General features: G+C 38.6%; 14 protein-coding genes. 5 read left to right on the top strand and 9 right to left on the bottom strand.

What is annotated here, in order from left to right; translation table 11 throughout:
* Nucleotides 1-22: 22 nt before the first annotated feature.
* From FOC45_RS06705 to FOC45_RS06695, 3 genes are all read left to right on the top strand, one after another.
* On the top strand, nt 23-445 hold the full coding sequence (locus FOC45_RS06705; RefSeq protein ID WP_009389761.1) for a hypothetical protein: 423 nt from the start codon (nt 23-25) through the stop codon (nt 443-445).
* 199 nt (nt 446-644) lie between these two features.
* The gene (gene purH, locus FOC45_RS06700) at nt 645-2,177 is read left to right on the top strand and encodes a bifunctional phosphoribosylaminoimidazolecarboxamide formyltransferase/IMP cyclohydrolase (protein WP_009389762.1); all 1,533 of its coding nucleotides are present in this window, start codon (nt 645-647) and stop codon (nt 2,175-2,177) included.
* Between the two features lie 22 nt (nt 2,178-2,199).
* On the top strand, nt 2,200-2,937 hold the full coding sequence (locus FOC45_RS06695) for an ABC transporter permease (RefSeq protein ID WP_009389763.1): 738 nt from the start codon (nt 2,200-2,202) through the stop codon (nt 2,935-2,937).
* A gap of 78 nt (nt 2,938-3,015) precedes the next feature.
* On the opposite strand, the gene FOC45_RS06690 is transcribed toward FOC45_RS06695, so the two are convergent.
* Genes FOC45_RS06690 through FOC45_RS06675 form a run of 4 tightly spaced genes read right to left on the bottom strand, consistent with a single transcriptional unit; the run spans nt 3,016 to nt 6,186 of the window.
* A complete protein-coding gene (locus FOC45_RS06690; protein WP_009389764.1) occupies nt 3,016-3,852 on the bottom strand; it encodes a hypothetical protein in 837 nt (278 codons plus the stop codon).
* Between the two features lie 48 nt (nt 3,853-3,900).
* Nucleotides 3,901-4,482: a 5-formyltetrahydrofolate cyclo-ligase gene (locus FOC45_RS06685; RefSeq protein ID WP_009389765.1), complete on the bottom strand. Its 582-nt coding sequence runs from the start codon at nt 4,480-4,482 to the stop codon at nt 3,901-3,903.
* Between the two features lie 2 nt (nt 4,483-4,484).
* The gene (locus FOC45_RS06680; RefSeq protein WP_009389767.1) at nt 4,485-5,342 is read right to left on the bottom strand and encodes a glycoside hydrolase family 25 protein; all 858 of its coding nucleotides are present in this window, start codon (nt 5,340-5,342) and stop codon (nt 4,485-4,487) included.
* 31 nt (nt 5,343-5,373) lie between these two features.
* Nucleotides 5,374-6,186, bottom strand: coding sequence for a M48 family metallopeptidase (locus FOC45_RS06675; RefSeq protein ID WP_009389774.1), 813 nt, complete (start codon nt 6,184-6,186; stop codon nt 5,374-5,376).
* 127 nt (nt 6,187-6,313) lie between these two features.
* Here FOC45_RS06675 and udk point away from each other — a divergent pair, with 127 nt between their 5' ends.
* Together udk and FOC45_RS06665 are read left to right on the top strand one after the other, a co-directional pair.
* Nucleotides 6,314-6,925: a uridine kinase gene (udk, locus tag FOC45_RS06670; RefSeq protein ID WP_034539628.1), complete on the top strand. Its 612-nt coding sequence runs from the start codon at nt 6,314-6,316 to the stop codon at nt 6,923-6,925.
* A gap of 2 nt (nt 6,926-6,927) precedes the next feature.
* Nucleotides 6,928-7,236, top strand: a complete 309-nt coding sequence (locus FOC45_RS06665; protein ID WP_009389777.1) for a hypothetical protein — start codon at nt 6,928-6,930, stop codon at nt 7,234-7,236.
* Between the two features lie 4 nt (nt 7,237-7,240).
* On the opposite strand, the gene FOC45_RS06660 is transcribed toward FOC45_RS06665, so the two are convergent.
* The 5 genes from FOC45_RS06660 to FOC45_RS06640 form a co-directional block, all read right to left on the bottom strand.
* Nucleotides 7,241-7,978, bottom strand: coding sequence for a biotin--[acetyl-CoA-carboxylase] ligase (locus tag FOC45_RS06660; protein ID WP_009389778.1), 738 nt, complete (start codon nt 7,976-7,978; stop codon nt 7,241-7,243).
* 9 nt (nt 7,979-7,987) lie between these two features.
* Nucleotides 7,988-9,673 carry an MBOAT family protein gene (locus FOC45_RS06655; protein ID WP_009389780.1) on the bottom strand — a complete coding sequence of 562 codons (1,686 nt, stop codon included), beginning with the start codon at nt 9,671-9,673 and terminating at the stop codon, nt 7,988-7,990.
* A 6-nt stretch (nt 9,674-9,679) separates the two neighbouring features.
* On the bottom strand, nt 9,680-11,173 hold the full coding sequence (locus FOC45_RS06650; RefSeq protein ID WP_009389781.1) for a LysM peptidoglycan-binding domain-containing protein: 1,494 nt from the start codon (nt 11,171-11,173) through the stop codon (nt 9,680-9,682).
* Between the two features lie 34 nt (nt 11,174-11,207).
* The gene (locus FOC45_RS06645) at nt 11,208-12,518 is read right to left on the bottom strand and encodes a GDSL-type esterase/lipase family protein (RefSeq protein ID WP_009389782.1); all 1,311 of its coding nucleotides are present in this window, start codon (nt 12,516-12,518) and stop codon (nt 11,208-11,210) included.
* Nucleotides 12,519-12,749: 231 nt separating this feature from the next.
* Nucleotides 12,750-14,234, bottom strand: coding sequence for a cellulose synthase family protein (locus tag FOC45_RS06640; protein ID WP_009389783.1), 1,485 nt, complete (start codon nt 14,232-14,234; stop codon nt 12,750-12,752).
* Between the last annotated feature and the right edge of the window lie 235 nt (nt 14,235-14,469).

The following is a 14,469-nucleotide window of genomic DNA, read 5'->3' as shown; positions in this document are numbered from 1 at the left end:
ACTAATTAATTTTTATAAACTAATGAAGAAATTTTTAATGTACACAGCAGTCTTATTGCTTACAGCAATCACCACATTTGCTTGTAGTAAAGATAAAGACGATAAAGATGAAAACTCTAAAGTTACAACATCTGTAACCATTCAATTAAGAGATCTTTTAGGCAAACCTATAAAAGGCATAAGAGTATATGCCTATGATGAGGCAACTTGGGAGGTAATAGGAGATATCCCTCTACACGCCAGTTTTCAAGTAGTTTCTGATAACGCAGGTAATGCTACCTTTACCAATCTTGATAAAGGAACGCAATTCACAACACTTAATAATCAAACCAATACCTTTACTTTCTCAGCACATTATACACTTAATAATAATAGTAAAACTAAAAGAGTTTCTATTACTCTGAAAAAAGGAGATAATAAAACTGAAAAGTTGGTACTCAACTAAAATAAAAGAGCCTGTCCTTTAAAAGTTTAAACTAAACTTTTCTGACAGGCTCTTTTTTTATATTAGTCAGATTCTCCTCCACCAATCTATTACCAAACCTTCCCCGAAAGATAAACAAAAAAGATTTGTTAATTATCAATTGTCAATTCTCAATTAATTACTATCTTTGCAGCACAAAAATACAAACATTTTTTTTCAAATGAGCACTGCAAAGCAAGCAAAATCTGCATTGATTTCTGTTTTCGATAAAACAGGATTAGAACCTATCATTCACAGAATGAAAACTTTAGGCATCACTATCTACTCAACAGGAGGGACTGAGACCTTTATCAAAAAACTAGGTGTAGAGGTGATTCCGGTAGAAACTATTACTGATTATCCGTCTATTTTTGGCGGAAGGGTGAAGACTTTGCACCCTAAAATTTTCGGTGGGATTCTTAACCGTCAAGACAATGCGCAGGACATTGCCGAAATGAAACAATACTCTATCCCTCAAATTGATATTGTAATTGTTGATTTGTATCCTTTTGAAAAAACAGTAGCCAGTGGGGCATCTGATGAAGATATTATTGAAAAAATAGATATAGGAGGCATCTCGCTTATCCGCGCTGCCGCTAAAAACTTTAAAGATGTGCTATGTGTGGCTTCGGTAGACCAATACGCTGACCTATTACACATTTTAGACGAGCAACACGGCAGCACTACTTTGGAGCAACGCAAACACTTTGCGGCTCAAGCCTTTAGAGTGTCTTCGCACTACGATACAGCTATCTTTAACTACTTCAATCAAACAGAAGAAATACCTACTTTAGCGATAAACGAACTTAAAGGAGAGGTATTGCGCTATGGTGAAAACCCTCATCAAAAAGGTCGTTTTTATGGTGATTTTGAGGCTCTTTTTGATAAACTACACGGCAAAGAGCTTTCGTACAACAATCTTTTAGATGTGGATGCTGCCGTAAACTTAATGGCTGAATTTGCTAATGACGACCCTACTTTTGCTATTCTTAAACACAACAATGCTTGTGGGGTGGCTACTCGCAAAACTATTTGTGAAGCCTATAAAGATGCTTTGGCAGGAGACCCAGTATCGGCTTTTGGAGGTATATTAATCGCTAATACTAAGATTGATTCGGCTACGGCTGAAGCTATCCACAGTCTTTTCTTCGAGGTGATTATCGCCCCTTCATACAGCGATGAGGCTTTGAAAATCCTTGAACAAAAGAAGAACAGGATTATTTTGGTACAAAAGAAAAGTCAGTTGCCTACTACCAGCGTACGCTCTTGCCTAAACGGTTATTTGGCTCAGGATAAAGACCTTAAAACAGATAGCCTTGCAGATGTGCAGTACGTTACAGCGGTTAAGCCTTCGGCTGAGGTGTTAGAAGATCTTTTCTTTGCTTCTAAGATATGCAAAAATACTAAGTCTAATACCATAGTGTTAGCTAAAAACAAACAGTTGATAGCCAGTGGTACGGGGCAAACCAGTAGGGTAGATGCGCTTAAACAGGCTATTGAAAAAGCTAAGGAATTTAAGTTTGACCTGAATGATGCTGTAATGGCAAGTGATGCTTTCTTCCCTTTCCCTGACTGTGTGGAAATCGCTCATAATGAAGGTATTCGCTCGGTAATACAACCTGGTGGTTCTATCAAAGACCAAGCGAGCATAGACTACTGCGATGCTCACCAAATGGGAATGGTCTTTACAGGAATAAGACATTTTAAACACTAATTAAACGCTATTTAAAAAACGTATGAAACACATAGCTGCTATAGGAGGTTATTTTATAATGCTCTACGACATCTTTCGCAAACGTACGCGTTGGTCTATCACCAAAGACTTAATTTTGCGCGAGATTGATGACTTGATATTTGGTTCTATCGGTATTGTGGCTTTTATTTCTTTCTTTGTAGGGGGAGTAGTGGCAGTACAGACGGCTCTGAATATTGACAGTCCTTTTATTCCTAAATACCTGATAGGTTTTGCTACCCGTCAGTCTATCGTGCTTGAGTTTGCTCCTACTTTTACAGCTATTATTTTGGCAGGTAAGGTAGGTTCGTTTATCACTTCTAGTATAGGTACGATGCGGGTAACGGAGCAGATAGATGCGCTTGATATTATGGGGGTGAACTCGGTAAACTACTTGGTATTCCCTAAAATAGTTGCTCTAATGCTAATGCCTTTTCTTATTGCTATGGGTATGTATTTAGGGGTATTAGGAGGCTGGGCTTCGGCAGTGATGAGCGGTTATACTACCTCGAGTGAGTTTATACAAGGGGTACAATACGATTTTAAGCCCTATAGTATGGTATATGCTTTTACTAAGACGGTAGTTTTTGCGTTTTTCTTAGCAACGATACCTTCTTATCACGGTTATTATATGAAAGGAGGCGCTCTGGACGTCGGAAAAGCTAGTACAGTGTCATTCGTTTGGACAAGTATTGTAATTATCCTTACTAACTCGGTGATTACGCAACTGTTTTATGCTTAAAGAAATAGATGATAAACAAAAAGCCGTCTGAGATTACAAATCTCAGACGGCTTTTTGTTTTATTAGGAGCAATAAGGTTTAAAATCTAAATGTACCTCCTATACCTAATACGGTTTCAAAGAAGAAGAAATCGTGTTTAGCTTTGTCGGCTATGTCGTAAGTAGTGCGTACATCATACATATTGATATAGCCTCCTTTTAGCTCGCCTACTATCAAGAAGTATTTTAGGAAGGTAAGGTGTAAGCCAGCTTTGGCATTTACTCCTACCCCTGCTATATGAAACTCATCATAGCGCTCTTTGTTCATCAGTTTGGTGTTTGATTTTGGGTATACCGCACCAAAACCTATTCCTTCAGTTAGATTTACTTGTAGAATGTCAGTATTACGGATACCGAATAGGCGAGAAATGTCGTCGATACGCGCTCCTTCTACTACTACATAGTTTAGTCCGTCAGTGTGCTCGAAAGTTAGGAAGTCTTCAGTAAGCACCTTATCTACATTATTATAAATGCCATCGTGTGAAGTGCCTGAACCGTTTATATAACCGCTCATCTTCACCGTTTGTCCGTTTTTCATTACATACTTCATATGGTCTACACCAGCTGAAATAGTATAATGGTCGTTTAGGTAATAACCAATGTGGAAGTTAGTTTGGGGGATAGTCATACGTAGTGGGTTGATGTAGTCGATGTGCCAACCTTTCGGCTTATCCACAGCCTCTACGTCTTTGATAGTGAAGTTATAACCATTTCCAGAGAAAGTAATATCTGAATTGGTATAATAATCGCGGTTGCCACCCCAAAAGAAGAAGAATTTGCCTTTGTTATGAGCGGTATAACGCGCAGGGGCAGTCTCTTGCGCCCCTATAGTTAGGGAAGTAACCCCTAACAACATAGTGATAAAGATTTTTTTCATTAATCAGTACTTTTTTAATTATTAAAGGCGCAAAAGTACTAATTAATTTTAAATTAGCAAATTACTGAAATGATAAACTGAAGTAGGGGTAACGGTTAGATCTAAAGGAAAGTCAGTCAGATGACATAGATTGCTGAAATCTGAAGCAGGAGCGAAGTAGGAGAGTCCTATTTTTAGTGTATTAGCAGGGCATTCAGCTAAAAAACGGTCGTAATAACCGCCTCCGTAGCCTATTCTGTTGCCATAAAAGTCGTAAGCAAGGAGGGGTACGAATACTACTTCTATTTTATCAGGAGGTATAATAGTACCATTTTCAGGCTCTGCTATTCCCCAATGGTTAGTACACAAAAGGGTATCATCAGTCAGAGCAATGCTTGTGAGGGTTTTCGTTTCGGGGTTCATTTTAGGTACTACTATCTGTTTATCTTTACCATAAAGTATATATAGAATGTATTCGGTATTAATTTCGCACAGTTTTTCTATTGATAAAAATAGGTGGTAGGTATGGTGGTGCCATATAGGCAATTGCAGTAACTGATTGGCTATCTGCATACTCATAGTGTCGCGCTCTGCTGCAGTTAGTTCGCTACGTTTTTGTTTGTAGAGGGTGCGAATTTCTTTTTTGGTCATAGTTAGTCTATTAAGAGTTCTTTTAGGTCATTTTCATCACCATTGAATACATTGAAATCTATCTTTACTTTAGCGCCCGCAGTAATACCATTTTCGGTGAATTGCCACATCTTCCAGTCGAAAAGAGAGGTAGGTACCGCTACATTGTTATAGTTAGCTACCCATAGAGGATACTCTTTGAAATGGTAATATAGATAGTCCTCGTAAAAACTAATATAGGTATATAAGATAGGTTTTCGCTTGTATTTTTTCTCTACTATGTCCATCCAAGTCTGTATATCAGCAATAAATTGCTCTAAAGACTTTTGTTTAGGCAGTTTTTCTACATCGAGGATAGGAAGAAAATCCCCTTTTTGTAGATTAGTGTTTCTTAAATATGAGGCAGCTTGTAGCTTGGGGTCTTCATCGGGGCGGTAGTAATGATAAGCCCCTCTGATAAGATTTTGCCTTTTTGCCTCTTGCCAGAAATGGTTGAAATTCTTGTCAGTAGCCTCATTGCCCATAGTAGCTCTGAAGATAGTGAATTTTATAGGGAATTTCAGTTGCTTGTTTTGTATGTATAGACTATCCCACTCTATCTCTTCACGCTCTTGGTAGTGAGATAGGTCGCAGCCAAATACTTTGCCTTTATAGAGACTGAGGATGCGCTCTATACGTTGGCTTTCGTAAGCACTGTTTATCTTTCTTGATGATATTCGATTGAGTATTTTCTGGTAGATACCAGGGTAGTAATTTCTAAGATAAAAAACTCCCCCTACACCTGCCAAAATAGCAAAAATACAGATGAATGCTAAAAAGCGTCCAACGGTAAATTTCTTTTTTTTAGGGGTACGGGGAGTTTTTTGTTGTTTTTTTCTCATTCTTTGATATGAATACAGCTAAAATAAGAGATTATTTTATAGGGGTAGTAGGTAGGGTTACCTCTCCTGGGTCTTTCCATAGACCGTCTTTGATAGCACGTTTTTTAGCTGCTTCAGCACGTTTTTCGCTATCAGGGTGTGAACTCATCATTTTTTGGAATTTACTTTGATTATCCCCTCCTGATAATAGTGCCATTTTCTTAAAAGCAGTGTAAACGGCTACCACATTATACCCGTGTTTCTTCATAAAGTTATAGGCATACTCGTCAGCTTGAGACTCTTGTTTTTTGCTGTGTTTAGCATCAAGCATAGCATTTGCCATTTCTCCGAGTTCGCTATCGCTTAAGGCTCTTACCGCTCCAGAGGCAGCTCCTGCTGCATCTTGTGCTGCCGCGCGTAGGTAGGCTGACTTAATAGCGTCTTTAGTGTCTTCATTCTTTACGTGCCCAATTTCGTGTCCGATAATAGCCAAAAGCTCATCGTCTGTCATCAAGTCCATTAATGAAGAAAATACGCGTACGCTACCATCAGCACAAGCAAAAGCGTTGATGTCTACTACGTGGTATACTTTATAGTTTAGGTCGAGACCGTCTTCGCTCTTGTGTTTGCCAAATAAGCGATTTAAACGTTTAGTATAAGCACTCTTACTGTCGGTTACAGGGTTATGCTTGTCCATCCATTCTACCGATTCTTTCGATAGTTTTTTAGCGTCTTCATTGCTGAAAGCTAAGGCTTGCGCTCCTTTGCTAGCAGCACTTACCGCTTTCCCTAAATTGATTTTTTGAGCCTCAACGGCTGAAAAAGTAGCTACAAAGAGAGCTACTGTAAGCATCATTTTTTTCATCTTTTGTTCTTTTTTAAGATTGATGCGACAAATGTAGCGATTTTATGCAGAATATCAAAATGTTTGCTGATTTTTATTTTTGGTGTGCTGCTGTTTTTTTCTTACATTTGCCGAAAATTTTATGAAAATGCTAATTATAGGAATTACAGGAGGTACAGGTTGTGGTAAGACAACCGTTGTAAATCAGATTATTAAAGAACTTTCAGGCGAAGAAGTAACCGTTATTTCGCAAGATTCTTACTATAAAGATTTGAGTCATCTTTCTTTTGAAGAGCGCACTAAAAATAATTTTGACCATCCGAATTCTATTGATTTTGAACTACTAAAGCAGCACTTGCTAAAGCTAAAAGCAGGCGAAACAATTCAGAGCCCTACTTACTCTTTTGTAGAACATAACCGTACTAAAGAAACGGTGTTAGTAAAACCTACTAAAGTGGTAATTGTAGAAGGTATCCTCATCTTTTCGCATCCTGATATCCGCTCTCTTTTCGATATTAAAATATTTGTACACGCTGATTCTGATGAGCGACTTATTCGCCGTATCAAGCGCGATACTACTGAGCGAGGCCGCGATGTAAACGAAGTGCTTAATCGCTATCAGACTACCCTCAAACCAATGCATTTAGAATTTATAGAACCTGCTAAAGAGTTTGCCGATATTATTATCCCTAACAACAGACGTAATACTGTAGCTATTGATATTATCAAAACTATAGTGCATAATCGTATCTTTCAATAGTAATGAAAAAAGTATTCGAATATCTCTCGCTATTAAAAGGCCGCCGTCTTTATCTTGCCATATCAGCTGTTTTTGCGATATGGATGTTGTTTTTTGATAGTGCTTCAATGCTTACCCATAGAGAGTTGAGCAAAGAAATGGAAAAACTCAACAAACAAAAGCAATTTTTATCTCGCGAAATAGAGAAAGATAAAAAGGAATTGCAAGAACTCTATACCGAAGAGGGTAAGGAAAAATTAGGTAGAGAGGTATATTACCTCAAACACGATGATGAAGAAGTGTTTATCATCGAATATGATACTATTAATTAGCAAATCAATAAAGCAATTCTACTTCTTTTAGTTGGAATTGCTTTACTTCTTCTGTTTCTGTCGCAACTATTAAAGCTCCATTAGGGGTTACTCCTCTGATAATTCCCATAAAGTCTTTCCCCGTTTTTGGTCGAAAGGCTGCTACTTTTCCTTTCTGAAATAGATACACTTGGTACTCTTCATATACCCGCTCAAAGGATGTAGCTGATACCTCTTCCAACATCTCTTCCAATGCGTTCATCACTTCTTTTAGTAGCTTTTTTACCTTAAATACTCTTCCTGTTATATTGGCTAATGATGAGGCTTTTGGTAGTCCGCTAAAATCATGTTGATTTACATTCAGCCCTATTCCTATCACACTCTTTACTATTTGTTGCCCTTGTACTATATTTTCTATGAGGATTCCACCTACTTTTTTGCGCTCAATAATAATATCATTAGGCCATTTAATTTTGATTTCTGCTACTATATTTTGTGCTTTTAGAACCTTCACTACTGCTAATGGTACTAACATATTTAGTATAAAGGCTCTTTCTATAGTTAGGTTTTTAGGTATAAAAAGAGTACTAAATGTTAGGTTTGTATTGGGTTCGCTTTGCCATTTAGCTCCATATTGCCCTACACCTGCTGTTTGCACCGGGGTAAATACAGTTAGGTAATTAGGCAGTACTGCCTCGCTATGCACTAAATCTTTCAAATAGCGATTGGTAGAGTTGGTAGTAGGCAGGGTGATGAGCTTCATAGCGGATAGTTAGAATTGGAAATAGATAAAAGGCTGAGCACCACTTGAAGCAGTAGCGTACACCACCCAAAAAGTAAGTGCTATAATAACAGCTTTAAAAAGTATAGGCATACTACCAAAGAAATTCTTCAGTTGTTCGTTCATATTCTGAGGGAAGAAATGCCATACATAGCCTATTGCCATTAGCAGGAATACATTTTTATACCCCATAATAATGGTGTGCCACTGCTGCCAATTAAATGAGAGATCGCCTATATTGTGAATGATAGTCAAGGCAATATCAAAATCGCGCGAACGGAAGAATATCCAGCAAAAAGCTACAAAGTGAAAGGTAATCAGTAGAAAGAGCGGACTTGTTATCCGGCTTATAATACTGCGTTTGCCGTCAGTAGCAGTAGGAAAGTACTCAGCAAAAGTTTTGTGTATAGCCAATGCTAAGCCGTGTAGCGCTCCCCAGATGATAAAGCGTAAGTTTGCTCCGTGCCAAAGTCCTCCCAATAGCATAGTGGTCATTTGGTTAAAATGGCTTCTTACTGATTTCTTCCGGTCTTTTGATACCAAAATAGCAAGAACGAATAATCCTATTGCCCCACAAGTGATGTATAAAGGCAGCATTGTATGCGTGCGTATGTTTATAGCCCACACAAGGGTTGCTCCAAAGAATAGAGTAGGGAAGAAGTACCCCAAAAAAGTACCCTTGCGGTTGCCTCCTACCGAAAAATACAAATAGTCTTTTAACCAAGTAGAGAGCGATATATGCCAACGCCTCCAAAACTCAGTAATGTTCTTCGATTGATAAGGCGTGCGGAAGTTCACGGGTAGAGTAAAGCCCATCAGTAGTGCTAAGCCTATTGCCATATCCGAATAGCCTGAAAAATCGCAGTATATCTGCAATGTATAACCATACACAGCCATTAGGTTTTCAATAGCGGTGTAGCTGTTGGGGGCATCAAATACCCTATCTACAAAGTTCAGCGATATATAGTCAGAAATAACAGCTTTCTTCAGTAGCCCTCCAATGATGAGGAAGAGAGCTAATGAAGTTTCTTCTTTAGTGAGCTGTATCTTTTGGTAAATCTGCGGAATAAAGTCTTTAGCACGCACTATGGGGCCTGCTACTAATTGAGGGAAAAAGCATACGAAGAAAGCAAAATCCAAAAAAGACTTAGCAGGTTCAATCTCGCGGCGATATACGTCTATAGTATAACTCATCGTCTGAAAAGTATAGAACGAAATACCTACCGGCAAAAAGATATCTTGCAGAGCAAAATTGCTATGTAGTACAGCATTAAAACTATCTATTAAAAAGTTGGTGTATTTGAAATAGCCTAATATACCAAGGTTGCTCACCATACTTATTGCCAAGAATAACTTGCGGGTAGCAGGATGCTGACTTCGATGTATGCGCCCTGCGAAATAGTAGTCCATCAGCGACGATAAGATAAGCAATACAAAATAGTTACCTCCTGCCTTGTAGTAAAAAAACAGCGAAAACAGGGTAACATATATGGTGCGAAAATGGGCGTATTTCTTAGTGATGATATACACGCAGTAGAATACTAAGAAAAGCCCTAAAAACAAACTGCTATTAAAAAGCATTGGGTGTTGGGCATCAAAAGTAAACCACTGTTTTATTTGTTCTGTTGTGAATGAAAAGTTGTTAATAAACCACTGAGCTAAGGCTGATGTGTTCAATTCAAATTAGTTTTTTAATGAAAGTTTAGACTGTTTTTTATAGTTTAAATAATTGCTCATAAAGGCGTCGTATAGTAAGTCCCCTTGCTCTATATACCCGTCGCGGGTGTAGTGCACACGGTCGCCTGCTATTAGGTTTTCGTCTATAAAGCGTTGCATAGCCTCACAACCACCTACAGCACGATAAAGGTCAAATACACTATAGTTGTCTTTTACCGAGTTGTCTATCAAAGTATTAGCATACTCCATACACAAAGGGTTAGGATTTTTCCTTTTGTAGAGAGAAGGTGGAGGCGTAGTCAGTAATATAGGGCATTGTCCGTACTGGCTACGGATAGCACTGATAAACTTGTTTACCTCGTCTTCATAGCGTTCTGGCGACATACGTCCAAAGGTTTCGTTAGTGCCCAATGAAATGATGATAAGGTCAGGAGCTAAGGCTTTTATCTGTTCAAAAAAGCGCGGTGACTTATTATAGTCTGAAAAATGAGCTCCATTCACCCCTATAGAGTGGTAAATAATACCGTTTTGGTCGTTTTCTAATACGATACCGTTTAGCGTGAAAGAACTACTTTCAGTGTTAGGAGTTAGGTATATTTTGTCTGATACGTTCAGATTATCATAGGCGTAATAGCTGTAAAGGGTATTGCCATTTAGTATAGTGGCATTACTCATATCTACTTGAGTAGCAGCAGGAGTAGCAGCTGCTTTAGTGCCTACATTTAGCACTTGTCCTACGCGTATATTGTTGTTTTTTATTCTATTAGCTTTTTGTAGCTGGGCTACAGTAGTATGATATTTTCTCGAGATAGAGTAAAGAGTCTCACCTCTAACTACCTTGTGGGTAATAGATTTTGGGGCTGAAAGTTTCATCGGAGTCAGTTTACCTACATTAGTAGCTAACTCAAAAAAACGTTGGTTGTTAGGAGTGATGATTTTCAGTGTGTTGAAAGCGTAGTCTTTATTCTTCAGATTGAGCTCTATCACAAAGTCCTTCTTATTAGTCGAAAGGGCATAACCGCTGATGCCTGATAGGTCTGAGCTCTTTTCACCATTCCATACAATGTTTGACGAAAACGACACATTGCGCCCACCGTTAGTCTTCAGCAGCGAATAAGGGAATACCAATCCCAACCCGCCATTGCCAAAAGCCTCCTGTAATTTTCCTCTCACTATGTTGGTCATTACATCAGCTTGTATGTGCGAGTCTCCTATGTGTACTATGTTAAGCTTGCGGTCGTGAAAAGTGTCTAAAGCGACTAATTTCTCAAAGAAAGGGTATAAGGCAGTAACATTGTACATATTGCTACCGGCCTCCTCAATAGGTACTTTTTTCTTAGTAGCTTTTTTAGCAGCTGTGGTAGGCTTATCGCCTAAAGGTCTTTTTATAGATGATAGGTTCACTGCCGTAGTGTAATTCACGCTCAGATACAGAAGTACCGTGACGATAAATAATGCTGTGGTGATGAGTTTCTTGATAAATTTGATGTGTTTGTTCATTGCTATTGTTGTTTATAGTGAAAAAGATGTGTGTTTACGGGTGTAAAGTGCTTTCTGTCGCAGGCTTAGGGGTATTCTTAGGCTTTTTGTATTGCGCATACTCATCCATTAGCTTGTTATAGATAAGGTGAGCTACCTTTTTAGCCCCGCGAGCATTGAAGTGGGTGTAATCTTTGCTTGCCAACGAAGGGGTAGCCTCTACCCATTGCTTCATTGTGCCTTCACCGCCCATTAGCTCGTATAGATTGATAAAGCCTGAATGAGTGTCGTGAGCGTATTGCTGTTGAGCTTTAGCCAAAGGCACTACAGCCTTATCGGTCTTCATCTCCATATTTACCTTAGTCGATTTGTCAGCAGTCGAGATGATAAGAATAGATGTATCAGGGAAGCAAGCCCTAAGCTGATTTACTACCTTAGTCATACCGCGCTCGTACCATGAATAATCTAAAGTACCGTAGTTTAGCACATTAGCCCCAAAGTGCAATACGATAAGGTCATAGTGCAAATGCTCGTCAAACTGGTTCATTAGGTCAGTGTTAAAGAGCGATAAAGGCAAACCCGAATTGCCTCGGCTCGAAAAGTTATCTACATACACACCTTGCGTGTTAGTAGAACTGATGCCGTAAAACGGAATAGAGTCAGTTTTGTAAAAGCTAATCCGCACAGCTTTAGTGTTTTGTCCATCAGTTAGCGGCAATACGTTTAGCAGTTTATCAGTATTCAGAGGCTTTACTACTTTTACAGTATCGTTGTAGGTAATCTCTACCTTAGCCTCCTTGTTGCCAGAGCGTCCATAATAGAGTGCAGGAGCATATAAACTGCTGATATGCTGCTGATTAGATGATTTGTATTGTACCCAAGTACCATTGCCTTGAGTGAAAAACACCTGCCCACATACCCCAAACGGACGTGTAGGGCGTTTCACATTCACATACGATTGTGTACGCCAAGTGTTAGAATAGGTATGCCATACACTTGCACGCGATTTAGCAGACTCTGAGGTAATAGGTAGAAAGCCGATTCCCATACCCCCAAAAGCATCTTGAAAGAGCAAGCGCAAATCTTGTACTATTAGGTCGCCGTCTGTCATCGAGTCGCCATAATAGCCTATTCGTATTTTTCCTTCTTTGGTGGTTTCTAAATGTTGTAGTTTTTTGAAGAAAGCCAACAAATACTGGTCAGTTTTCTTCAATTGTTTCTTTTTAGCCAATGAATCATTAGCCTGATTAAGTACTTTTTCTATTTCTTTACCTGAGATAGCCTCAAGCATAAGACTATCAATCACAGCATTTTCTACCTTGCTTTCAGGAAAGATACGTGCAGGTAGCCACTCTTTGAAAGCCATAAAAATGGCAGTTGCTAATATAAGGGTGAAAAAAGATTGTTTAAAATAAGATGTTTTCACAAACTGAGTTGCTATTATGTTTAGTTCTTTTCAGGGGGCAAAGATAAAAAATAATTTTGAATTACGAATTATGAATTGCAAAAAACCGCTAAGTAAAACACTTAGCGGTTTTTTTTATATCTATAATTTCCAAATTGTCAAATCAGCAAATTGCCAAATTGCCAAATCGTCTTATGCTTTTGAAGTAAGCGACTTAAAGAATACAAATCCAAAGCCTAAAGTAAGCATACAGTGGAAAGGAAACATACCAAAGTCGTTTAGCTTTACAGCACTATACAACCCAAAAGCAAAGTACAGCATTAGCAAAAATTCTACTATCATATTAGGCGATAGTTTGGTGTTGATATACTTATTATTTTTCCAGCTATCACTTAGCGAACTGATGTTAAATTTAGGTGTACGCACAAATTCACTTCGTTTGCCGCTATGTCCTTCAAGTACGGCAATAGTATTGTGGAATGAAAATCCTAAAGCTACCGAGAAGAAAGTAAAGAACAACTTCACATAGTTCAAGAAGTCATCAAAAGTCTTCCCTTGTAAGTTCTTATAGGTAAACCAGTAACAGATAAACAAGATAATAGTACTAGTGATAAAAAAGCTTGTAAAGTGGAATATCCAGCCCAAATGTCCGTACTGATTTTTAAGGTACAACATCGGTATACTAAAGATAGCGGTAATAAATACCCATAAGAACATCGAGCTGTTCAAAAGGTGCATTACCCCGTGGAATTTAGTCTTCCAACCAATATTTTTAGCAGCGAGCAAGCGACCTACTGTCTTGCGGAAGTTTTCAGCCCCTCCCTTGTTCCAACGGAATTGTTGAGAGCGTGCTGCCGAGATAACTACAGGAAGCTCAGCAGGAGTTTCTACATCTTCCAAATATTTAAACTTCCAATTCTTTAATTGTGCGCGATAGCTAAGGTCAAGGTCTTCAGTTAGAGTATCACCTTCCCAGTTTCCTGCATCGTAAATGCACGCTTTGCGCCAGATGCCAGCAGTACCGTTAAAGTTGATGAAGTAACCTTTAGAGTTACGCCCAACTTGTTCAAGAGTGAAGTGTACGTCTAAAGCAAGTGCTTGTATTTTAGTAAGGATAGAATAATTGCGGTTGATATGTCCCCAACGAGTTTGTACCACCCCTATTTCAGGGTCTTTGAAGTAAATAACGGTGCGTTTAAGCCAATCAGGTTGAGGCAAAAAGTCAGCGTCAAAAATAGCTATAAAATCACCTTTAGCTACAGCCAATCCTTCTTTTAGCGCACCAGCCTTAAATCCTTGGCGGTTCTCGCGGCGTATGTGTTGAATGTCTAAGCCTGTAGCCTGTAGTTTTTTGATGATTTCAGCTGTTTCTGCTACCGATTCGTCAGTAGAGTCATCAAGCACCTGAATTTCGAGCTTAGTGCGTGGGTACTCAAGTTTGGCAATGTTTTCAAGCAGACGAGGTACTACGTACTTTTCGTTATAAAGTGGTAGCTGAATGGTCACGTAGGGTATCTCCCTCGGGTCAAGTAGATTGAACTTAGGAGACTCGTCATTTTGTTTGCGATGCTTCAGATAATTCAGCAGCAAACTAAGCATTGAAAGGCTATACAAAAAGATGCCTATCAAAGCAGTGCAATAAATAATAATAATTGCGTAATTAATAAATGTTGCCATAAATTATTGTTTTATGTTCTTTCATTTTGCAAAAGTACGTGTTTTTTTATTACTGCCAAGAAAAAAGAAATATTTTTTTGAATAAAAAACGGTAATACATTGTTAATTAGCTAATTATGTTTTTCTTCAATTATGCATAGCGGCAAGAGGCAATTTACCTATAGGATGAGCGAAGGATAAGCGAACAATAAACGAAAAATAAGCGAGCCTTATGCAGCCTTATCTCATACAATCT

The organism is Capnocytophaga sp. FDAARGOS_737 (assembly GCF_009730375.1).
Classification (GTDB): domain Bacteria; phylum Bacteroidota; class Bacteroidia; order Flavobacteriales; family Flavobacteriaceae; genus Capnocytophaga; species Capnocytophaga leadbetteri.
Note: the sequence above shows the minus strand (reverse complement) of the source record. Positions and strands in the feature narration are given on the sequence as shown.